The 23,683-nt window shown below is 61.7% G+C and carries 12 protein-coding genes and 2 pseudogenes; 10 read left to right on the top strand and 4 right to left on the bottom strand.

Features of this window, described 5'->3' with window-relative positions; all coding sequences use genetic code 11:
- The first annotated feature begins 27 nt into the window (after nt 1-27).
- Nucleotides 28-1,440, top strand: a complete 1,413-nt coding sequence (locus B1A87_RS13290) for an amino acid permease (RefSeq protein WP_078027677.1) — start codon at nt 28-30, stop codon at nt 1,438-1,440.
- A 104-nt stretch (nt 1,441-1,544) separates the two neighbouring features.
- On the opposite strand, the gene B1A87_RS25045 is transcribed toward B1A87_RS13290, so the two are convergent.
- Both B1A87_RS25045 and B1A87_RS23975 read right to left on the bottom strand, forming a co-directional pair.
- Nucleotides 1,545-2,048, bottom strand: a complete 504-nt coding sequence (locus tag B1A87_RS25045; protein WP_395940272.1) for an endonuclease domain-containing protein — start codon at nt 2,046-2,048, stop codon at nt 1,545-1,547.
- A gap of 1,381 nt (nt 2,049-3,429) precedes the next feature.
- Complete coding sequence (locus tag B1A87_RS23975; RefSeq protein ID WP_260680835.1) at nt 3,430-3,690, bottom strand: hypothetical protein; 261 nt, start codon at nt 3,688-3,690, stop codon at nt 3,430-3,432.
- A gap of 114 nt (nt 3,691-3,804) precedes the next feature.
- Between B1A87_RS23975 and B1A87_RS23970 the strand changes: the two are divergent.
- The 6 genes and pseudogenes from B1A87_RS23970 to B1A87_RS13265 form a co-directional block, all read left to right on the top strand.
- A pseudogene (locus tag B1A87_RS23970) lies at nt 3,805-4,047 on the top strand (hypothetical protein); the annotation flags it as partial.
- Between the two features lie 34 nt (nt 4,048-4,081).
- Nucleotides 4,082-4,330, top strand: a complete 249-nt coding sequence (locus B1A87_RS23965; RefSeq protein ID WP_260681087.1) for a hypothetical protein — start codon at nt 4,082-4,084, stop codon at nt 4,328-4,330.
- Nucleotides 4,331-4,334: 4 nt separating this feature from the next.
- Nucleotides 4,335-4,814, top strand: a pseudogene (locus tag B1A87_RS13275) (nitrilase-related carbon-nitrogen hydrolase); the annotation flags it as partial.
- On the top strand, nt 4,805-5,029 hold the full coding sequence (locus tag B1A87_RS23960) for a hypothetical protein (RefSeq protein WP_260681086.1): 225 nt from the start codon (nt 4,805-4,807) through the stop codon (nt 5,027-5,029). The pseudogene B1A87_RS13275 and the gene B1A87_RS23960, both read left to right, overlap by 10 nt.
- Nucleotides 5,030-5,469: 440 nt before the next feature.
- A complete protein-coding gene (locus tag B1A87_RS13270; protein ID WP_185982324.1) occupies nt 5,470-6,804 on the top strand; it encodes a reverse transcriptase domain-containing protein in 1,335 nt (444 codons plus the stop codon).
- A gap of 94 nt (nt 6,805-6,898) precedes the next feature.
- Nucleotides 6,899-7,348, top strand: coding sequence for a hypothetical protein (locus B1A87_RS13265; RefSeq protein ID WP_144275814.1), 450 nt, complete (start codon nt 6,899-6,901; stop codon nt 7,346-7,348).
- A gap of 194 nt (nt 7,349-7,542) precedes the next feature.
- On the opposite strand, the gene B1A87_RS13260 is transcribed toward B1A87_RS13265, so the two are convergent.
- On the bottom strand, nt 7,543-8,193 hold the full coding sequence (locus B1A87_RS13260; RefSeq protein ID WP_078027674.1) for an MAE_28990/MAE_18760 family HEPN-like nuclease: 651 nt from the start codon (nt 8,191-8,193) through the stop codon (nt 7,543-7,545).
- A gap of 18 nt (nt 8,194-8,211) precedes the next feature.
- A complete protein-coding gene (locus tag B1A87_RS13255) occupies nt 8,212-9,321 on the bottom strand; it encodes a DUF262 domain-containing protein (protein WP_078027673.1) in 1,110 nt (369 codons plus the stop codon).
- 482 nt (nt 9,322-9,803) lie between these two features.
- On the opposite strand from B1A87_RS13255, the gene B1A87_RS13250 reads away from it, so the two are divergent.
- Genes B1A87_RS13250 through B1A87_RS13240 form a run of 3 tightly spaced genes read left to right on the top strand, consistent with a single transcriptional unit; the run spans nt 9,804 to nt 23,682 of the window.
- Nucleotides 9,804-12,665, top strand: coding sequence for a DEAD/DEAH box helicase (locus B1A87_RS13250; RefSeq protein ID WP_260680834.1), 2,862 nt, complete (start codon nt 9,804-9,806; stop codon nt 12,663-12,665).
- Nucleotides 12,665-17,284 (top strand): DNA methyltransferase, encoded by a 4,620-nt coding sequence (locus B1A87_RS13245; protein ID WP_078027671.1) that lies wholly within the window; start codon nt 12,665-12,667, stop codon nt 17,282-17,284. The genes B1A87_RS13250 and B1A87_RS13245 overlap by 1 nt, the downstream gene beginning before the upstream one ends.
- Nucleotides 17,284-23,682, top strand: coding sequence for a DEAD/DEAH box helicase (locus tag B1A87_RS13240; RefSeq protein ID WP_078027670.1), 6,399 nt, complete (start codon nt 17,284-17,286; stop codon nt 23,680-23,682). Before B1A87_RS13245 ends, B1A87_RS13240 begins: the two co-directional genes overlap by 1 nt.
- The last annotated feature ends 1 nt before the right edge of the window (nt 23,683 follow it).

Raw genomic sequence — 23,683 nt, 5'->3', positions numbered from 1 at the left:
GTTCCACCTACAACCAGAGGAATTCCCATGGAACAACAGACAAAGACGTCTGCCCGCGCCCTCGGCGCGGCCCTCAAACCCCGCCAGCTCACCATGATGGGCCTGGGAAGCGCCATCGGCGCCGGCCTCTTCATCGGCTCCGGCGCAGGCATCCAGGCTGCCGGCCCGGCGGTGCTGATCTCCTACCTCGTGGCCGGCACGCTCATCATCCTGGTGATGTGGGCGCTGGGCGAGATGGCCGCCGCCAACCCGGACAGCGGCGCCTTCTCCGTTTACACCGCCAAGGCCTACGGGCCGGTGGCCGGTGCCACGGTGGGCTGGCTCTGGTGGCTGCAGCTCGTGGTGGTCATCGCGGCGGAAGCGCTCGGTGCGGCCGGCCTGCTGGCCACCATCTTCCCGGCCCTGCCCGTGTGGCTCATGGCCTTCGTGTTCATCGTGGTGCTCACCGCCGTGAACCTCACCAGTGTGAAGAACTTCGGCGAGTTCGAGTTCTGGTTCGCTCTGCTGAAGGTGGCAGCAATCGTGGCGTTCCTCGCTGTGGGCGCCGCGCTGCTCTTCGGCTGGCTGCCGGGCGTCCAGTCGCCGGGCCTGTCCAACTTCACGGGTGCCGGATTCGCGCCCAGCGGTTTTGCCGGTATTGCCACGGCACTCTTCGTGGTGGCCTTCGCGTTCGGCGGCACTGAGATTGTCTCGGTGGCGGCAGCTGAAACCGCCGAGCCTGCACGCAGCGTGAAGAAAGCAGTCCGGACGGTGCTGTGGCGCATCCTGGTCTTCTACATCGGCGCCATCTTCGTCATCGCGGCTGTTGTTCCCGTCGGTTCGGCCGGGCTGAAGAGCCCGTTCGCCGCAGTGCTGGACGCCGCCGGAATGCCCGGTGCTGCCACCGCCATCACCCTGGTGGCCGTGGCAGCACTGCTTTCGGCCCTCAACGCCAACCTCTACGGTGCGTCACGGATGGCGTACTCCCTCGCGGAGAGGGGTGAGGCACCACGCCTGCTTGCCTCGGTGTCCAAGGCGCGTGTCCCGGTTGTCGCAGTCCTGGCCAGCGTTGCCTTCGGTGTTGTCACGGTGGTGCTGGAGCTGGCCTTCCCCGAGAAGGTCCTGCCCGTCCTGCTCAACATCGTGGGTTCGACGTGCCTGCTGGTGTGGACGTCCGCGCTCCTGGCCCAGCTTGCGCTGCGCCTCCGCGCCGACCGCGAGGGGATGGAGCTTCCCCTGCGGATGCCCGGCTTCCCGTGGCTCACGGTGTTTGGCCTGGTCATCCTCGCCGCAATCTTCACGGTGGGCTTCATCGGCGAGGATTCCCGTCCCCAGCTCCTGAGCACTTTCGCACTCGTGGCGCTTCTTGCGGTGGGGTGCTGGGTGCACCACCGGAACCGGAAGGTTGCGCCGGTTGTCGAATCTTCTGAGCCCGCCAAGTCCCCGGTGCTCATCGACTGAACCCGGTGCTGTGAACCACTTCGTAGGGTTCGTATCAAACGATGGGCGCGTCCGGCTTGGTCGGACGCGCCCATCGACGCACACCAGAAGGCGTTGTTCAGCCCTCAGGCAACGGCCATGGCGCCAGAGAGTCCATCGTCATCATCATCGACGCTGCCAGATCTCGGTTCGTCAGCGTCAAGTACCGCCTCGAGGGTTGGAACCCTAGGTGTGATTACTCCGCCTCCGCTGAGGTATTCTGCAGCCCTCAACAGCGACTGAATGTTGTCGCGAAAGAGCCCAAGGCCGCGATTGCAGTCGGGGCAAAGGAGTCCTCGAATACAATTCCCGCATGAAAGGGTTCCCGGGCAACAAGCGTGGTCATGGTCTATGGACAAGCGAAAACCGTCAGCCCTTGCAGTTGCTGGGCAAATGGCACATTGCCCTCCCTGGGCTTGCATCAGCGTTTCGAACTCGCCTAGATCAATGCCGTACTTCGCCTTCTTTTGAGCCGATGCATGACAACGCCTGCACCGACCGTTCAGTCCGTCGCTGGACTTGGAGTTCTTGGAGAAGTCATGCTCAGGCTTCCACTCGCCGCAGGGCGGACACAGCTTGTTTCCAAACATGTCACGGACGAGCACTAGACGACCACGGTTCGGAGTTCCCTTAAGGGGGACAAGCTCATGGCCCAAGAACTGCTGGCGCCAATGGTGGCGACAGTATCCATTGCCGTCCGGAGCATCAAGGTACCTGCATCCAGGAAATTTGCAGGGAGTAGATAGTCCCCGCTTCCTGCTTTTCTTGAGCGGCGTCAGGACGTCCCCCCGATGTTGTTGGGCATAATGGCCACCACAGAGCTTCAGGGACTTGTTTTTCATCGGCCGCCCGCATGAGGTCGCTCCGTCGCCTGGACCTATGCAGGGGCCGTCTGGAGTGTTGGTACGGCGTATCGGTTTAAGATTCCCGGTTTTGCGGAACTGCCGGTCGTGCGGGGCGCAGTATCCGGAGCCGTATTCGGCCTTCCGGCCACAAGTCGGGGATCCGTCTTGCCCAGGTCCCTGACAATCGGAATCAGGAACCGGGGCTGGCTTCGGTGCTATGGTCCCCAACCAACCCCGGCGCTTCAATTGGTCGTAATGTGATTTGCAGACCCCATCATCCTGTCCTGGATCCCGGAAATAGACCCGACGGCCACAGGCCTCGCCATCGGGGCCGGGACCCACGCAAGGAGCCTTGCTTTTCCGCGTTCGCAGGGGTATCAGCTCGCCCCTCCGGCGTAGTTGACGGTCGTGGGAGGCACACAGGTTGGCAGCCTGCCTCACGGCGGGGTTACCGCACTTCACCTCGCCATTTCGACCAGGTCCACCGCAGGTCGGCCACGGGGTCCGCGGGTTCGTGCCGTCTCCGCGGGAATCCGGCATGACTGACGGTGGGGGGCCTGGCACATCCGATGGGGAGAAAATTTGCGCAGGCGTCTCACCTTTCAGCGCATGCTCACCCTTTTCCACATTATCTGATCCAGAAATCATGAGGGAATCTGTCCTTTCGTCTTGAGTCAGAAAATAACCGCCGATATTTGATGACCATCAACGTAGCAGCATTTTTTGAGAACGAAAAGCCAACCTTTCTTATGGCCTCCGGCGCAAAAGCGGCACCAAGGTACAGAGTTATGGCATAAGTACGTACCACCCCTTTAGGCGGCCACAAGGTTGTGTTTATATATGTAACTCGACCATTCTTCGGAAGTGTCGGTAGGTTGTGTGTATATGCGTAATTCAATCTTTCTTTGTGAAATGTCCGAAGGTTATGTGTTTATATTTAACTTAATCTTTCTTTGGGAAGTGTAGGAAAGTTGTGTAGATATGAAACTCAGCTTTTCTGGTCTATGCATGACTGCGAAGGTGCACGTGTTCGCTGTGTCAAACGTTCATGGGTTGCGTTCGTGGGCTTCATCGTCATCACCAGGCTGGTGAACATCCTGGGCATCAAGGTGGCGGACAAGGCCAACTACGTGCTGATGGCCAGCTGCTGGTCCTCGTGTTCTTTGTGGCGCTGGCCATCGGCAGCGTTGTGTCCGCCGACGACGCGGGAGGACTGGCCAGCGGACAGCCGTTCTTGAACGACACCGCCAGCTTCACCACCGTCTCCGCCGGCGCGGCTATCGCTCCTGGGGCTCGACGCCGTCACCACCCTCACCGAGGAAACCATCGCCCCGCGCCGGACCGTGCCGCGCGCCATCATGCTGGTGGCCCTGATCGGCGGCGGCATCCACGTGGCCGTGTCCTACGTGACGCAGCTGGTCCACCCCGGCGGCGTGTTCGAAGACTCGGCCTCCGCGGCCAGCTCTATCGCCTGCGGATCGGCGGGCAGCTGTTCGGCGCGGTGTTCCTCGCCGGCCTGGTGGTGGCGCAGTTCGCCTCCGGCCTCGCCGCACAGGCCAGCTCCCGGCTGCTGGGCGCGATGGGCCGCGACTGCGTCCTGCCCAAGGCTGTCTTCGGCAGGCTCAGCGAGAGGTTCCAAACCCCTGTAGTGAACCTGGTCATCACGGGCATTGTGGGCCTGATCGCCATCTTCCTGGACGTAGCCACGTCGACGTCGTTCATCAACTTTGGGGACTTCGCCGCCTTCACGCTGGTGAACGCCGCGGTGGTGTTCCACTATGTGCGCCAGCGCCGGGCTCCAGCTGAACCCGGTGTCCTACGTGGTGGTCCCAGTGATCGGCGCCGTCATCTGCGCCTACCTGCTCTCCCAGCTGGACAGCAACGCCATTGCGCTGGGAGTGTCCTGGCTGGTGCTGGGCGTGGTGGTCCTGGCCCTGATCACCCACGGCTTCAAGGCGGCACCGCCCGGAGACGACGGCCACGGAGAAGGCAACGGTCGAGGCCGCCGCCTGACGCTTGCGAGTTAGTAGTGTGGCCGCTGACGCGAGGGAGGGAACAGCCGTGAGGATAGCGCTGGGGCAGCTGGAATCGGGCACCGACATCCAGGCTAACCTCGCCGCGATCGACTGGTTCGCCGCCGACGCTGCGCGCGACCGCGCCGCGCTGGTCGCCTTCCCGGAGTACGCCACCTACGAGAAGAAGAAGGTGGACGCGACGTTCCCCGCAGTCGCCGAGCCAATGGACGGACCCGTCTGCCGGGAGCTTGCCGCCATCGCCCGGCGCCACCGCATTGCGCTGATGGCGGGCGTGGTGGAGACCTCGGAGGAGCCGGGCCGGGCGTACCAGACTTTGGTGGCGTTCGAGCACGGGGCAGTGCGGTTTGGCCTGATGACCTGCTACGACTTGCGGTTCCCCGAGTTGGCGAGATCATTGGCCGACGCCGGCGCGGAGGTCCTGGTGGTTTGCTCGTCCTGGGTGCCGGGCGAGCACAGGACGGAACAGTGGCTGGCATTGAACGCAGCCCGGCGAGCGAGAACAGCGTGTACGTGGCTGGGGTGTGCCAAGCGCCGCCGGTCTCGATGGGGCGGAGCGTGCTGGTGGACCCGATGGGGGTGGTTGAGGCCGATCCCGGCTTGGCTTCTGGTGTCCGGGCGGTGGAAGTATGGCTGGAGGCGGTTGACCGGGTGCGGGAGTCTTTCCCGATGTTCAAGCAGCGGCGGTTATAGCTGGCGCGCGGAGGCGGGTAAATCAAATCGTTCGGGTCCTGCCTCAACCGCTCGGACGAGTTTACGAGATATATGTGGAAGGGCCGGTACCAAGCCTTGGAGCGTGCAAGAGGGTGCGCTGGCTCCCTCGATTGATTCCTTTACCTTCCACGACGTAACAAGGCGGGCAGCGGCAGTAGATTGTTCCGGTCCCCTTTGGACGGTTACGGCCGTCAAGCGGCTAGGCTTGGCCCGAGAACCAATCAGCAGGAAAGGCTTCAAGCGTGAAATTGCAGGGCCAGTTAGTCGACAAGCTCCCGCTAAAAGAAGCGGCAACGAGGTCAATAAATCCGCCAGGCTCATTGATGCCTCTGCTCATTTCGCAACGTTGCCTCAGTAACGCCACTGAAGAGCTTGCCCGGCAGACGGGTGCTCTGGTCAAGTCTCATTACTCGCCAATCGTGGAAACGATCACAATGCCTAAGAGGGGGCATGGGCCAAGGCCGATAACTATCCTCCCACCTGAAGCGAGGGTGCTCTACGAAGCCTTGGTGCAGGAACTTGAGCCGCACCTCCCCGCTTCCTCCCGTGACATCGACATTGATGAACACCGCAAGTTTGGTACAGACGATTCTGTGGATCCGACAAAGTACATCGTTGACTTCGATATAGCCGCATTTTACGAATATGTTGACCACAGAATATTAGCCGAAGAGTTACTGATGCAGACTATGAACTCTTCCGCAGTATCTGCGCTCAACGATCTTTTACATGCAATGTTCCCCCGCAAAATTGGCATCCCTCAAGCAATGCAGCCAAGTCATCGCATTTCCGATGCCTACATACAAAAGTTAGAGCGACAACTTGTGCGCAAGGGATTTTCTGTCCACCGGTACGTCGATGACTTCCGGCTTATTGCCGATGATCAAAGCGCAGCACATGATGCAATAGAGTATGCGGTCGACATGGCTAGGGAGATTGGCCTAGTGCTGGCGGATGGGAAGACTAAGCTGTGGCCAAAGCAGCGAGTTAAGGAAGACATAGACAAAATCAACCGTGCATTCGACGAGTTTCGAAGCCAAGCTGAGGACGAACTCTGGGCTGTAGAAACCGAGAGGATGGGCTATGACGACGAGCCATTCTTTGACGATGACGATGACGATGACGACTTGGCGGCGCAGGACGAGGACGAGATCGACTTCGCATCTCTGAGCAGAGTCATAGAAGACTGGAGCCGCGGGGAAGAGCCCATGCGCGGTGTCCATGCTCATTTCGGCCCCGGTACTCTAAAGCGTCTCCAGTCGGCAACCAGCCGGCTAGAAGACGACTGGCTCGTTAAGATCACCGAGCGTGAGCCCATCAGGCTCTATGAAGTCATCTCCTACTTACGCCGACGGTCAGAAATGGATCAAAACTGGGCTGCACTGAGACGCTTGACCCAACTGCCGCGTCAAAGCCCATGGGCGAAGTTGTGGATGGTAGGGTTGGCGGGTCAATTAGCTGCAGGAGCCTCTGAACATGAACGGGAAATCCTAGATTGGGTTAAACAGCTGTTGCAAGACAGGCACGAGACGGTTAGGGCGGAAGCGGCCTGGTTCCTGTCAAGACGAAGGTCTATTTCAATGGAGGAGTTGGCCGAGATCTACATGCAAGCGTCTGATGTTACTAGGGTTGGTGTCGCCGCTTGTGTCGGATCCCTGGATGGTAATACTGCGAGCACGGTCGGAAAGGCCATCAAGGGAGACTCAAAGTTGTGTAATGCTGCCTATAACTGGGGCTCCACATATGTTGATTAGTGCTTCCGTGCATGCGCTTACAGAAGACACCGTTAGGTCACTGAACCGCGACAGTTTCCGATGGAATAATGACGTAAGTGGACAGATCGTAGCAGTGTCTTCCAGAGTTGAGGCGCTGGCAGATCGCTTTATCGATCTGCTGATACGAGATTCGGGTGTGGACTCCACTCAATTGGGAAAGAATTTGCTTCAAGAATATGGCGATTCATTTCATCAGTCTTGGCTCGCGCGGAATAGAGTTTTTAAAAATGGATTTGGTATTCAAGCGGCAAGTATGCCCGCATGGCAAGATATGGAATTGGTCATTGAAGTTCGAAATGCCATTGTCCACGGTGATGGCGGTCTGACTAGTAGGCAAGCAAAAGATCCTGCCTCGCTGATAACTATGCGAAAGAGAATGGCCAAGCTCTTGCGCTCGGATGTCCAAGGGCGCTTAGTGCGACTGAACGATGAAGCGGGTGTCCTCAGCGCGGAGATCGCCATCAGATATGCAACTTCTTTGGATGAAGTAGTATGTGCGGTCCGTCCTGCCTTCGTTGAGTGATGGTGCCCGTAGAGCGAAGACATGTAGATGCAATGCTACTGCGCCATTATCATGCGCATTTTTCGCCTGTCCTGGGGGCATGCCGCAGACCAATATCAGATCGCTGTCGGTCTAATCGTGCTTACGGCGTGTTGTGGGTGATCGCCTGATCAATCAGGACATTCGAAATCCTAACGGCAGAAATGCGCAATACACTATGGGCTCTTTATGCGCATAAACGACTTATAAAGAGCGGCTTCTTGAATTTGGAGGTTGATCTCAGTACATAGGTCCAGAACGTCCGACGCCACTGCCCTGGCATCTGCCGCGGTGATCGGCTGCCAATCGCCGTGGGCGATTCGATGCCTACGCCCACAGAGAACAGTGTCAATGTAGTTCTCGCGCGTTTCGTAGGCTGGCAGATAGGCGAGGCCTGCACAACCCAAGAGCGCTTTAAGCGTGGCCGCAGTCATGTTTCCGGTCTTCACGACTTCCTGCGGAGTAATCTTGAAGGGCTCTGCGGCTCGCGCATCCAGCAGTTGAAGCAAGTCTGAAATACGATCGACTGTTCGATCCGGTTCTACCGCCGCCCGGATAGAGTCTCGAAGAGCAAGTCCTTGCAGTCCGAGCTGCAAGTCTCCCACATTTAGCCCGCGGGTAAGCAGGTATTCCAGGTACCCTTTCAGCGCTCGTTTTACGAACCCTTCCCAATGGGCATATGCCATGACATGACAGGCGCGGGCCAAGAGGTCAAGCCGTGCCCCCGTGCTCGCGCTCACCATTAGCCGAATGTCAATAAGCTCCCGTCGTCTATTCGCCAGATCGCTATCTAGATCGTCAACAAGTTGCTCTAAAAGCGTGACCACTTCTACACCACCTGTTTTCTACTTTTGAAAAAGTTTTCTGCCGAGCGGGACGCTCTTCGCCATGCGGGTATCCGCCCGGACCCCTGTAGCGAACCCAGTGCTGAATTCATCATTGGCCCAGAAAGTCTTAGCTTTTTGGATAGCATCTGTCTCAGCCGCATCCGTGTAGGAATCGATGCTGTGACCAAGTCCCATTCCTACAACTTCGAAAGCTGTGTTGAGAAATGGCCCCTGGAATCGGTCTTTGGTATCATTCCAGCGCTTAAAGACCGAGTCATTCCCTACCTCATCGAGCAATGCAAATGTCTTCTTGAATGCGTCGCCCTCCTTGGCCATATCGAAAGCCGGGTCGAGTGCCATTCTTAGTGCCTGAGATGAAAGAAAGTCGCCTAGATTGCCAATCTTTGCTATCTCGGTCTCGGGGAGCGTCCTTAGGATGATGAAGCGCAAGGCGAGTTCTAGGTGGTACTGCTCATTGATCAGGCGCTCACTTAGAGCCACTGTCGAGAGGAAATGAGGATCTCTGGCGAGGTCATTGAGCCACGCGTAGAATTCACGATTTGTCCCAATGAGCATGCAACTTCTGACCTCTTGCGTGGTTGCTTGCGAACCGTATGAGTTCAGTCTCTGAAAGAGATCGTACTTGCTCTCGGCGCTGGATTCGCGCTTTACGATCTTGAGATCGAGCTTCGCCCTCTTAAAGTCCAAGCGTTGTGCTTGGGTTAGGGAGAGGGCCGGCGCGTCGTCGTTCTGCCATTGCTTACCAGCGAGGGACGGAAGAAGAGTTGTACCGTGCAAATTCAAGGGAGGTAAGGTTTCGCCTTCATCATTTTTTAGCACACCTTGAAACTGGAGAATAGTGCTCAGGCGCTGGACGCCATCTACAATATCCCACGCTCCATTTTCGGCCTGTGCGACAAAGATAGAGGGCAACGGTATCCCCAATAGGAGGCTTTCTATCAACCGTGATTTCTGAAGGTCATCCCAGCGAAAAATTCGCTGGAATTCCGGATGGATATCAACCTCGCCCTCCCGGTACAGATTGGTCAACTCACCGATGGACATGCTGTATGCGTCCGTAAATATGTCCCGCCGTCGCGCTGCTATCTCATCTTCCAACGTGGTCATGCCCACTCCATTCAGTATGTCGAGCTCGCTAATGCATCCTGCACGATCATGCCATGATGAGGTCAGCGCCGTATCCGTTCCGTAAAGCGCGCGTCAAGGGCTGCGATCTGTCCGAAGCAACGACACCGCTTAGTGGCTCCAGTCGGCCCCAAAGGCAAGAGAGTGATCCGCTGTGTGCGGTATTGACCAGGTGTGTGCTTTGACGTTTGCAACCTCTAGTGGAGATCGCTGTCGGCTTATCTGGTCATTGGAGTCCAGCGACACGGTAGACGGCTTGGCGGCATCTCACGTGACATTTGCCGGCATCCTTTCGCCAGCAAATCCAAGCTGAGAGTACCGGACCAGTCCTAGTCTTGAACTTGCACCGCGGTCAGATATTGGTTTCTGCGGCTACATTGCCATACATAATGGCTTGGGAGGGGTCGGCGGCCGACACATCGGTCTACCTCCCCATGGGGTCCACGAAATACAGGAGCAGGGTCTTGACAGTTACAGCCACACACCGGGAACTCAACGTCGCACCCGGTTCGGTGGTCCGTGTCCGGGACGAGGACTGGCTGGTCACCAGCGTCGAAAAATCCGTGGACGGCACCCTCATACGGGTCCAGGGCCTTAGCGAGCTCGTTCGGGACACCACCGCAGCTTTTTACTCCGCGCTGGACACCGTCGAAGTCGTGGACCCGGCCAAGTCCAAGGTCGTGGCCGATGACACCCCCAACTACCGCCGCGCGCGCCTCTTTCTTGAAACCACGCTTCGCAAGACTCCGACACCCCAGTCGGCAGAGTACCTGACTGTCTCCACCCGCATGCTGTCGCGGAACCTCAAGTACCAGCAGATCGCCGTCGCAAAGGCCCTGGACACCGAGAACATCCGCCCGCGCATCCTGATCGCAGACGCCGTGGGCCTCGGCAAGACCCTCGAGATCGGCATGATCCTCAGCGAGCTAGTCAAGCGCGGCCGCGGCGAACGCATCCTGATCGTCACCCCGCGCCACGTGCTGGAGCAGATGCAGCACGAGCTCTGGTGCCGCTTCGCTTTGCCGTTCGTCCGTCTCGACTCCGCCGGCATTCAGAAGATCCGGCAGAAACTCCCGGCCACCCGCAACCCCTTCACCTACTACAAGCGCGCCATCATCTCGATGGATACGCTGAAAAGCCCCCGCTACCGGGCCCAGCTCGGCAAGCTGCATTGGGACGCGGTGGTCATTGACGAGGCCCACAACGTCACGAACACCCAAGCCATGAACAACGAGCTCGCCCGGGTGCTCGCGCCGAACACCGAGGCGCTCATCCTGGCCTCCGCTACCCCGCACAACGGGCGCAACGAATCGTTCGCCGAAATCCTGCGTCTGCTGGACCCCACAGCCGTCCGCCCCGACGGCACCTTCGACCCAAAACACGTGGAGAACCTCATCATCCGCCGGCACCGGCACAGCCCCGAGGTCGCTCAAGAAGTCGGCGCGGACTGGGCCGAACGGGATGAACCGGACAACAGGCTCGTGTCCGCCTCCGCCGCGGAGAACGCGATTGCCGAGGAGCTCTCCGACGTCTGGCTCTACCCCGAAGGCAAAACGGCGCCGTATTCGGGCCAGAACGGCGCCCTGTTCTCCTGGATCCTTGCCAAGGCGTTCCTCTCCAGCCCGGCCGCCCTTCTGGAGACGGTCACTGAGCGCCTAAGGAAGCTCGACGCCGATTCCCCCTCCGAAGCCAAGGAAACCGAAGCCCTCACTCGTCTCGCCAAGCTCGCCGAGGCGGCCAACACCGGCGAATCGGCCAAGTACACCGAGCTTGTCAGCTACCTGAAGAAGATCGGCGTCGGCAAGGGCTTCCCGTTGCGGGCTGTCGTCTTCGCCGAGCGCGTTGCCACGCTCAAGTGGCTTCAAGAGTCGCTACCCAAATCCCTCGGCCTCAAACCGGAAAACGTCGGCCTCCTGCATGGTGGCCTCAGCGATGTCGAGCAGCAAAGCATCGTGGACCAGTTCAAGCGCGGCAACAGCCCGCTGCGTGTACTGGTCACCGGTGACGTCGCGTCCGAAGGCGTGAACCTGCACGCCGAATGCCATCACCTGATTCACTTCGACATCCCCTGGAGCCTGATCCGGATCGAACAGCGGAACGGCCGGATCGACCGCTTCGGCCAGCGCCAGAAACCGCAAATCACCACATTGCTCCTGAACCCGCACAACACCCGCTTCTCCGGCGACATCAAGGTCCTCACGCGTCTGATGGAACGCGAGTATGAGGCGCACACGGTCCTCAACGACGTCGCCTCCCTCATGGGGCAGTACAGCGTCAAGCAGGAGGAAGACGCCATCCGCGACGTCCTGCTCGGCAAAAAGGACTTCGAGGACGTTGTCGGGGAGCCAGACGCCGATCCGGACTCCGGTGACCTCTGGGACTTCCTCGACTTCGAGGCCTTGAAAGACGACGGGGAGACGGAGACGATCCCGGTCGAGAAACCGCTTGGTCTCTACTCCACGGATCTTGACTTCCTTGACGAAGCCCTCAAAGAGGCCTTCGGTGATCCGCACAAGGTCCTCGGCTGGACCATCCACGCCGGCCACGGCCTCGCCGAACTCAACCCGCCCGTCGACCTCCAGCACCGCCTCGGCTACCTCCCGCAGGACTACCTGTCTGAGCGGCGGGTCACCGAGCGCCTCAAACTCGCCACAACAGTCGACGCCGGCACCCGGGAACTGAACCGCGCCCGCGAATCCGATGACATGAGTTGGCCCGAGGCCCACTACCTCGGCCCCCTCCACCCCGTGCTGGACTGGGCCAGCGACCGGGCCCTCTCGTCGATGTCCCGCAGTGAAGTCCTCGTGGTCCGCGGCGACGTGGATGCCACCCAGATCCTGCTGATGGGGACCTTGATGAACCGCCGCGGGCAGGTGGTCTCCAAAGCCTTCATCGCGGTGGACTTCCCCGACCCCGCCAACCCGACGTTCTGTCTTTCCGAACCCCTCGGGGATCTGGGCGAGCACCTGAGCAGCATCGGCGTCGACGCCAAAGCGACCAACCCCGGACCCGTCACCGTGAACGGGCTGCAGGCCCTGCTGCCGCAGGCGGTGGAGAGCGCCCGGCAGACTATGCAGCTAACCTTTGAAGCAGCTGCCAATTCGGCCAACCAGCGGCTGCAGGTCTGGAAGGACCGGGCCACGGGCTGGACCCAGCTGTCCTTCGACTTCGCGCAGCGGGCGGAAGTGAAAAAGCAACGCGAGCGTGTCAGCGAGGAACAGCGCATCGCGGAGTCGCTCGCCCCTGCCCAGCGCCTGGTCCGCCCTCTCCTGATCGTCGTTCCCCGCGCAACCCCTGTCGCCATCCCGGAAGGTGCTGACCAGTAATGCCGTCCTTTGATTCAATCGTTGTAGGCGAAGACTGGATTAGTGAACACTTTTTCACCACGGACTCCACCAAAGAATCCTTCCAGGCCGAGGTGGTCAAACTCCGCAAGAACTGGGACGAGGCAGCCAAGGAGGGGCACTCCACCACAATGACCCGCTTCGCCGAGGTGCGTGGGCGCCTTCAGATCCTGCTCGCCGGGCTCTCGGAAGACTCGGCGGGTGCGTCTGAGGCCTACGCACTCGTGCGCGGCGCCCTCGGCTTTACGGGCCCGACGGCGGCCGTCACCTTCGAACGCAGCGGCACCGAAACGCTCGTACCCGGCGTGTGGGCAACGGAGAACTCCGAGGTCCTGTTCATCGAGGCCGCCCCGGCGGACGCGCTGGAAGACGTGCTGTCCATGGTGCTTCCGCTCGGGCGGGTTCTGGTGGACGGCAAAGAGCCGTCCCCGGCGCTGACTGTGGCGAAGGCCGTGTCTGAGGCCTACCTTTCGGACAAGGCCCCGAAGTTTGTCGTTATCATGGCCGGCCGGTGGCTGGTGCTGACCGAACAGGAACGCTGGGCCGAGGGCCGCTACTTGGCCGCGGATGCGCTCCTGGTTGCGGACCGCAACGACACCAAGAAGAACTCCGAGACGGACCGGTTTCTGGCGATCTTCGGCCGTGACTCCCTCATGCCGACGCCGGACGGCTCCATCTGGTGGGACGGCGTTCTCGACGCCTCCGTCAAACACACCGTGGGCGTCTCCCAGGACCTTCGCGAGGGCATCCGGCGCTCCATCGAAATCATCGCCAACGATGTCCTGGACCGCCGCCGTGCAGCAGGTCTGGGCGTCGAGAACGTGGACGGTCAGGTCCTGGCCCGCCAGTCTTTGCGGTTCCTCTACCGGATACTCTTCCTCCTTTACGCTGAGGCCTCCCCGGAGATGGGCGTCCTTCCGGTTGGTGCCGGCGAATACAACGAGGGCTACGGCTTGGACCGGCTGCGGGAACTGACCCTGGTCAACATCCAGTCCCCGGAGTCCCGGCGCGGCACCCACATCTACGAATCCCTCGCGCAGCTGTTTCACCTGGTGGACAACGGCCACGCTCCCGCAGGGACCAGCCCCTCCGACGAGGCCTCCGGCGAGAACGAAGGCCTGGCCTTCCAACCCCTCAAGGCCGACCTCTTCCACGACGCCGCAACCTCTCTGATCAGTGATACCAAGCTCAGCAATGCCGAACTGCAGCGAGTCCTCCAGCACCTTTTGCTCAGCAAGGAAGCCAAGGGCAAAGACCGGGGTTTCATTTCCTACGCGGAGCTGGGCATCAACCAGCTCGGGGCCGTCTACGAGGGGCTGATGTCCTACACGGGGTTCATCGCCGCGGAGCCCCTGCACGAGGTGGCCAAAGACGGGAACCCGGACAAGGGATCCTGGGTGGTCCCGGTGGACCGGTCCGAGTCCATTGACGCCAAGCACTTCGTAGTCGAAGAAGACGAACGGACGGGGGAGCGGCGCCCCGTGCTGCACGCTGCGGGTTCCTTCGTTTTCCGGCTCGCCGGCCGCGAACGCCAACAGTCCGCTTCCTATTACACGCCCGAGGTGCTGACGAAATTCGTTGTATCCCAGGCGCTCGAAGAGCTGTTGGACCAGAATGCGCAGAAGACCGCGGCCGACGACATCCTGGACCTTACGGTCTGCGAGCCGGCCCTGGGGTCCGGTGCGTTCGCCTTGGAAGCTGTCCGCCAGCTCGCGGACGAGTACCTGAAGCGCAAGCAGGATGAGCTGGACGTCCGGATCCCCGCGGACGAATACCCGCAGGAACTCCAGAAGGTCAAGGCCCAGATCGCTCTGCATCAGGTCCACGGCGTGGACCTGAACTCGACGGCGGTGGAACTCGCCGAAGTCTCCCTCTGGCTCGACACCATGGTGAAGGACCTGCAGGCCCCCTGGTTCGGGCTTCGCCTGCGCCGCGGCAACTCCCTGATCGGCGCCCGCCGGGCCACCTACTCACGGCAATCAGTGAATGACAAGTCGTGGCTGAAGAGCGCCCCGCAGGACGCGCCCTTGACCGGGCTCGTCGAGGCCATGACTGCCGAGACGGACGATCCCAATGTGGTGGGCCGCATCCACCATTTCCTGCTCCCTGCCGACGGCTGGGGGGCGGCGGCCGACGCCAAGGAAGTCAAGGATCTGGCGGGGGAAGCCCAGCAGGAGCTCAAGGCCTGGCGCAACAAGAGCAAGTCCAAACCCAACAAGACCCAGGTCGACCGCATGGTGAACCTTGGCCGCCGCGTCGAATCCCTGTGGAAGCTCACTCTGCGCCGGCTCCAGGTCGCCGAATCGGAGGCCCGGCGGGACATCAACTACTTCGGCAAGCAGCCCTCGGTTGTTGAACCTGGCGCTGCCGGCACGAAGGTTCAGGCCGTCACCCGCGAGCAGATTGAGGAAACTCTTAACGACCTGAACGGCGCCTACCAGCGTCTCCGCCGGGTCATGGATGCCTGGAACGCGCTGTGGTTCTGGCCCCTGACTGAGCGCGCCACCGGCGGGGCAACACCTCCGACACTGGACGAATGGCTCGCAGCGCTGGAGGCGATTCTTGGCCTGCACGGCAAAGAGTCGAAGATGACGGGGCAGCAGACTTTTGGTGCTGCGTCGACCTGGGACGAACTGAACGACGCCGAACGGGCGGACCTTGAGTTTGCCCTGGTGTCCGACATCGAGGTCGCTAAGAAGCAACATCCCTGGCTGCAGGTGTGCGAGGGCATCGCGGCCGACCAGGGGTTCTTCCATTGGGAACTCGATTTCGCCTCCGTCTTTGGACGCGATGGATTTGATCTACAGGTGGGTAACCCGCCTTGGGTGCGGCCAGACTGGGACGAAAACGCTGTATATGCGGAGTTTGATCCGTGGTGGCAGCTGAACGACAAGCAGACGCAATCGCAGAAGGCCGAAAAGCAGCGCCTGGCCAAGGCGGATCTCGCTCAGGTTGAGTTCATGTGTTCACAAGCTGTCGGGATTGTGGCGGTTCGTGAGCTTCTGACGTCGCCCGCGTCCTACCCGATCTTGGCTGGCCTTCGTCCGGACCTCTATCGGTCTTTCATGGAGAGGACGTGGGCCTCCGTTGCGAAGACCGGCGTTGTTGCTCTACTTCATCCCGAATCTCATTTCACGGAAAAGAAAGCCGCACACCTTAGGGCTGAAACCTACCGGCGTCTCCGCCGACATTGGCAGTTCATCAACGAACTGTCGCTTTTCGAAATCGACCACCATGTGACCTACGGTGTGCACGTCTATGGTGCGCGTGGCGAGTCTCCACGGTTCAAAATGGCGGCCTCGATCTACCATCCGGACACCATTTCACGCTCTGAGGTTCACGACGGATCCGGGGAAGTTCCGGGTCTCAAAGACGGTGACGGCAAATGGGATACCCGCCCTCACTTGGAACGCATCATCAATGTGGACGAATCCGTTCTGAGTGTCTGGGCTGACATCCTTGACGAGCCGGGAACGCCTGCAGTCCAGGCCCGCATGGTGTACCCCGTCAATCGGGCAAGCTCGCGGGTACTGGAAAGGCTGAGCAAAGCGCCACGGGTGCGTGAGCTGGGGCTGCAGTATTCATCCGGTTGGAACGAGACGACAGACCGGAAAAACGGATACTTCGAGGTTGGATCTGCTGTCCCGGGCTCATGGAACGACGTCATCCTACAAGGCCCGCACTTCACAGTGGCGAATCCTTTTGCCAAGCAGCCCAACCCAACCATGAAGAACAACCTTGACTGGACGGAGCTGGACCTCGAGGCTCTTCCGGGCAACTTCATCCCGCGCACCAGCTATCAACGCGTCGGCGACGGGCCGTTATATAACTCTAGTTTCGGGTCATGGGTGTCAGCCGACGGACGGCCGATTCAGCAACGGAGCCAGTACCGCATGGTCTGGCGAAGGATGGCCGCCGTCACGGGCGCCCGAACACTCCATCCTTCGGTTATCCCCCCGGGCGCTGCGCACGTTGATAACGTCTACGCGGCTGGCGTAGTTGTAGCGGATGACGCTCGAACGCTAGTGGCCGTAGCTGGTCTTTCGTCCTCGTTGATTGCTGACTTCCTGATGAAAGTCGTCGGTGCTTCCAAAATCTCCGGTGATGACATCGGCCGGCTCCCAATACAAATTAAGTCGCCATTTATCAACTCCATTGTGGAGAACTTTCTTAGGCTTATCTCTCTTACAGCAGCCTTCACTTCATTGTGTGAAGAGGCAGGAAACGCAGGGGCGGCCAAATCCGTCGTACGCAAAGCAGCCAGTCGTCGGTTAGTTCAAGTCGAGCTGGATGTACTCGCCGCTCTTTCTTTGGGGGTGCCCGTCGATGAACTCTGCACCATCTATCGAACTCAGTTCCCCGTTCTTCGAGGCTACGAGCAGATTGACCTCTACGACGCCAACGGCCGCAAGGTTCCGGGTGACATGAACCGGCTTTATCGTAAGGTCGGCGAGAGCCTGACTCCCGAGGAACGAACCTGGACGCACCCGCAGAGCGGTATCCAGTACGTCTTCGAGTTCCCTTTCCGAAGCTTTGATCGCGAGGAAGACATGCGGAAGGCTTACGCGCACTTCGCAAGCATGCTGGAGGAAAAGTCCTGATGTCTGAGCTTCTGCCCACCACCCAGGCCGGGGATCTTCGCCGCGGACTTTCCGACTACCTCGCCACCACGTTCGCGCTCACGGACGGGAACGCGCAGTCCGCCATCAAGGACTTCCTGGCAGATCCGGATCAGGGTCTTTTCAAAGGCGCCTACGTCCGGCTGCGGCTTCCCTTCGAAACCGCCGAGCCTGGATGGCGTGACTGCCTCGACTGGTACGAGGGCTTCGAACCCTACGGCCACCAGGCGAAGGCTTTCCAGCGGCTCAGCAGTAAGGGGGTCGCAGGCGCACACCGTCGCCCCGAGCCGACCCTGGTTACCACCGGCACAGGATCCGGTAAGACGGAAGCTTTTCTCTACCCGATCCTGGACCATGTGCTGCGCGCCAAACGGGACGGCATCACAGGCATCAAGGCGCTCATCCTCTACCCCATGAACGCCCTCGCCAACGACCAAGCCAAACGCTTGGCCGAGCTGCTAACAACTCATCCAGAGCTCTCCGGGGTCACCGCTGGCATCTACACGGGCCAAAAGGACACAAACCGCACCAGGGTCGGACCGGACGGTTTGATAAACGACCGCGATGTGTTCCACCAGGACCCGCCGGACATTCTGTTGACCAACTACAAAATGCTGGACATGCTCCTGCTCCGGCACACGGACGCACCGCTCTGGCAGAAGTCGGCAACCAGCCTGCAATACGTGGTCCTCGACGAATTTCACACCTACGACGGTGCCCAGGGCACCGACGTCGCCATGCTGCTGCGCCGGCTCGGATTGACGCTCAAGAGTTATTGGCCGGATGACCTGACGGATCATCCACACGGGCTGAGCGAGCAAGACCGCGCTCGGCCGCTCGGCCGGGCCACACCCGTTGCCACGTCCGCAACCCTGGGCAGCAAAGGTGACCCGGAAGCTATGCTCAGCTTCGCAGAGACCGTCTTCGGCGAAGTCTTCCGGCCCGAGTCCGTAATCACGGAAGCGCGTATGTCCGGTTCAGCTTGGAGTCAGGGCGGACATGACGCTGATCTTCATTCCCTCGATGCGATCGCAGAGGACTTGTCCCCTTCTCTAGAACATATCTACCAGGCGCCCGGTACCGATCGTTGGTGGACTGAGCCAGAAAGCGGCATTGATGTTGAGGTGGAGACGACGCTGGCCGACGCTATCGCCGACACACTTTTTCGAACTCCGCCGGCAAATCTGGTACTGAGCCTTCGGCGTCATCCGCTGACACTGGAGGTCCTCAAGCATGCCACTGCGGCGGTATCCCTTCGAGACCTTTCTAACCGCATCTTTTCCCGCCGAACCATGCTTTGGGGAGCAAACCTGGACGATGCTGAAGAGTACCTTTCACTCTTTATCGCCTTACTAAGTCATGTTCGCGCGACTGCGGGCCGTTCTGAGCTGACCGTGGAAACGCACCTGTGGATCCGCGAGATGTCCCGCGTGGACGCTGCCGTCGACACCTCACCGCGCTTCCGCTGGTCCGACGACGGCGTGGACCAGTCCCACGACATGTTCCTGCCGGCACTCTACTGCCGGCACTGTGGCCGCTCGGGCTGGGGCGCCGTCCTGGCCCCCACCGGCCTGGACCTGGAGCTGGACGATTCCAAGATCCGTGAAGCACGCGTCACGAACAACCCGCGCTTCCGGACCCTCGTCTCCGCCGCCGCCGAGGCGGACATCATCGAATTCCACCAGGACGGCTCGGAGCAAGTGCAGGGCCTGCACTGGCTCCACACCGTCAACCGTGGCCTCTCCACCATGCCGCCGAAGGCGGACAGCGCCGACCTTGCCGAAGGGCGGATCATTCCCGTCCTGATGCTCACCGGCCAGGACGCGGACGACCAATCCAAGAAAGACGTCTGCCCGTCATGCCTGGCCAAGGACGGCATCGCGTTCATGGGCAGTGCCATCGCCACCATGCTCTCCGTGAGTATCTCCAACCTGTTCGGCGCCGAGGGCCTGAACGATGAGGAAAAGAAAGCCCTCGTCTTCACCGACAGCGTCCAGGACGCCGCGCACAGGGCCGGGTACGTGCAGTCCCGTTCCCACACCATGACGCTCCGCACCGCCCTGCGGCGAGCCGTCGGCGAGCAGCCAGCCACGCTCTCGGAACTCGTGGACGCCGCGATTGCCCGCGCGGACACACCGGGGGCGCGGTACCAGCTGATCGCACCTGAATTCGTGGACCGGCAAAGCTTCCGGCCGTTCTGGGACCCGAAGGCCTCCCCGGCGGAACGCGTGCGGGCCCGGCGTTTCGCCAAACGCAGGCTGCAGTTCGACGCCCTCTTGGAGCTCGGGCTGCAGTCACGGACCGGCCGGACACTGGAACTCACCGGGTCTCTGGCCGTCGAAACCGACGCCGGCAACCCCACCCGCGTGCTCTCTGTGGCCCGGAAAGCCTACGACTCGGCCCTCCACCAGACCATGGTCGGGGAGACCCCGCCCACGCAGCAGCAGCTGCTGCAGTGGATCCGCGGCACCGTGGAAAGGGTCCGCCTCCAGGGCGGCGTCCACCACGAATGGCTCAAAGGCTACATCGCGACCGACGGCAAACGCTGGCAGATCTGGGGCGGGCGACCCAAGGGCGAAGGCATGCCCGCGTTCCCCTCCGGCCGGCCAGCCCCGGCCTTCCCCCGGATCGGCAGTGCCGCCGCAGCGACCGACAACCTGGACGGCGTCACCTCCTCGGCCTCCTGGTACTCACGCTGGACAGCCCGCTGCCTCGGCGTCGCCCCCGCAGACAGCGGCTACCTCGCCAAGGCACTTATCATCGCACTCGCCGACGACGGAACCCTCGGCAGCTCGAAGACGAACTCCGGCGCCGATGTCTACTGGCTCGACGCGGAGAAAATCGTGCTCTCCGTCCCGGACGCCGATGACCTGGCCGCAGGACGCCACACCGTCCAGTGCAAGGTCTGCCAGGCCATCACCCCGGGCAGCCTGACCGTCGTCGACCAGCTGGTTGGGGCCCCCTGCACCCTGGTCCGCTGCAGCGGCACCCTGCAGCGGCACGCCGCCGACGCACGCAACTTCTACCGCGATCTGTACTCCTCACGCGAAAGCAAGCGTGTCGTGGCCCGGGAACACACCTCGCTGCTCGACGACGCGACAAGGATCCTCTACGAAACGCAGTTCAAGTCCGGCGCCGACAACCCGCAGGCTCCCAATGTCCTGGTCGCGACCCCCACGCTGGAGATGGGCATCGACATCGGGGACCTGTCCTGCGTGATGCTTGCCTCGCTGCCGACGTCTGTGGCCTCCTACCTGCAACGGGTAGGGCGCGCCGGCCGCCTGACCGGCAACTCACTGGTTCTTGCCTTCGTGCGGGGACGAGGCGAGCACCTGCCCAAACTCCACGAACCGCTCTCCGTCATCAACGGCGAGGTCCGGCCGCCCGCAACGTATCTCGATGCCGAAGAAATCCTGGGACGCCAGTATGTAGCCCACGTCGCAGACCGCTTCGCCCGGGTTGCGGGCCGGCCGCACCCGGTTGACGCCATCCAGGCCCTCGGGAGCGTCGCGCCCGGATCATTCATCGGCGACCTCATCGAGGACGCCACGGCGAACGCTACCGCGTATCTCACCGAGTTCCTGGACCAGTTCGGCGAGCGGATTTCCGCGGACAGTGCCGCACGCCTGACAGCGTGGGCGTCGCGGCACGACGACGGCGAGCCCAGCGGCCTCGCCCGTCACCTAATCCGGGCGGCACGGGAGTGGAAGGCCGACGTCGACGAACTGGACACTCGCCGCAAGGAAATCGGCAACGCCCTGCCCGAGCTGGAGGAGGCCGCCGCCCTGGCGGAGCGTCTGGACGACAAAACCTCCGACGCGCATCAGGCCCTCCGGACCGCCAAAGCTACCCTCAAAATGATCCGCGACCAGCTCAAACAGCTCCGGGGCCAGTACTGGATTTCGGTCCTGGAGGCCTACGGCGTGCTGCCCAACTACACGCTTCTGGACGACTCGGTGAGCCTGGACGTGGGGCTGTCCTGGAAGGACGCAGACACACAGGAATTCGTAACCGACACAGTGACGTACAACCGAGGCGCCTCGGTGGCCCTGAGCGAATTCGCGCCCGGCGCTACGTTCTACGCGCAGGGCATGGAAATCCTGATCGACGCCGTGGACCTGGGCCCCCAGCAAAGCCACATCCAAAAATGGCAGGTCTGCCCGCAGTGCGGCTGGATCAAGACGGACCTCGGCGCCGCCGCGGCGGTGCAGAATTGTCTGCGCTGCGGCACTTCAGCCATCGCGGACATGGGCCAGATGATGGACGTCGTGGTCATGAAAAAGGTCTCCGCCGAGGTCCGCCGTGACGAGGCCGCGATCAACGACCGCCGGGACAACCGCGTTCGGGAACGCTTCACGATAGTCGCCGCGGCGGACATCGACCCGCAGCACCTGCAGAAGCGCTGGTTTGTGGAGGGCTACGACTTCGGCGCCGAATATTTCAACCGGGTGGACATCCGCTGGCTCAACACCGGGCGGACGGCCTCCAACGGCGGGGTGCGGACCATCGCCGGCGACGACGTCCGGACGCCCATGTTCCGTCTGTGCTCCTACTGCGGCCAGCTGGACCAGTCCGCCAAGGAGAATATGCCCACCGAGCACCGGTTCTGGTGCAAGTACCGCAAGGCAGCCCAGGAGAGCGTTAAGGAAGTGGTGCTTGCCCGTGAACTGAACACCCAGGGCGTGGTGCTGCATCTGCCCCTAGACGTGACCTACGGCGACGACTTCTCGGTCCCCAGCCTCCAGGCCGCCATGCTGCTGGGTCTCCAGAAAGTCCTGGGTGGGGCCCCGGACCACCTTGGGGTGCTGCGGATCAACGATCCGGCTTACGGCGGGGACCGGATTGCCCTGATGCTGCACGACAAAGTCCCTGGCGGAACCGGCTACCTGGCCGAGTTCGCCAACGCCGAACGGGTGTGGGAACTGCTGCACGCCGCGTGGCAGACCGTGCGGGACTGCAGCTGCCGTTTCGAGGAGCGGCTGGCGTGCCATCACTGTCTGCTTCCCTTTGCCGATCCGTGGACGGTGGACAAGGTGGCCCGGGCCAGCGCCGAACGCCTGCTCGGGTTGCTGCTGCGCTCCGGCGAGGCGGCCACGGACGGCGGCCTCCCGCCGTCGTTCTCCGACTGGACCGTCACCGAAGAGGCGCCCGACGCCGAGACCTCGATCGAATCGCTACTGGAAAAGCGCTTCCGGAAGGCCTGGATGGATCGGCTGAAGGCGGTGGGTGCACACACGAAGGTGACCCCCGGTGCGCTGGCGGACACCATAACCTTCCGGATCCCCGGGCAGCAGTTCCAATGGCAGCTCATCCCGCAGGTGGATGTCGCCGGAACCCGCCCCGACTTCTTGCTGAAGGGACCGCCGGACCCGAACTTCCCCGTGCTGGCGATCTACACAGATGGCTTCACTTTTCACGCGTCCCCGGAACACAACAGAATCGCGGACGACGCCACCAAACGCGACAAGCTCCGGCACAGCTCGGAGCTATCCGGGGCCGCAGTGCCGTGGGCCGTGACGTGGCAGGACGTGGAAGCGTTTGAAGCTGGCCGCGACGCCGCTGCTACGCTGCCTTCCTGGGCCAATGCCAAGCTCAACGCCCAGCTCATGGCCAACTACCCGGTGAACGCCGCGATCATGGACATGCTGGGTCGCGACGCCATGACAATGCTCTGGGAATGGGTCAACCGGCCTGATCCCGAGGCCTGGGCGAACTTCTCGGAGCTGGTGCCGCTCATGCTAATGGCCCAGCGGCCCGAGCCCGGCGACGCCGACGCGATGTACGCGCACGCGGCGGCACTGTCCCAAGGCCTGGCGCGATCTTTGCCCGCTGGCACGGTCTCGGCCTGGACGTACAGTTCGGGGAGCCTGGGGTTCGCGGCGGCCGGGTCGCCCAAGAGCCTGTCCACCATCGCCGTCGGGCTGTGCCTGGATGACCGGACAGAAGCGGTCGGCTCGCCTGTGCACGAGGCGTCCTGGCGCGAGTGGCTGCGGCTCTCCAACCTCCTGGCGTTCAAACCGATCGGTCTGACGATTGGATCGGTGATGTCTCCGGTCAGCGCTGGCGGTTCAGTTGAGGAGGAGGCCGTGCGGCTGGAGATGTCAGACGGCCTCAGCCCTGCCTGGAACGAGCTGCTGGAGCAGGCAACCGAGTTCGAAAAAACACTCCTGCTGGCTATCGCCAACGCGGACATCTCTGTCCTGCCCGAACTCGGGTTCGAGGTGGACGGCCTGCCGGTCTCGATAGCCTGGCCGGACTATCGGATCGCCGTCGTGATGGACGGCGACGACGGGCGCGCTGAACTTCAGGCCGCCGGCTGGGCCACCGTGGGAACAGACGTTGACGAAATTTGCGAACTGCTGAAAGTGAAGGGAGCTTGAT

Source organism: Arthrobacter sp. KBS0703 (genome assembly GCF_002008315.2).
GTDB lineage: Bacteria > Actinomycetota > Actinomycetes > Actinomycetales > Micrococcaceae > Arthrobacter.
Note: the sequence above shows the minus strand (reverse complement) of the source record. Positions and strands in the feature narration are given on the sequence as shown.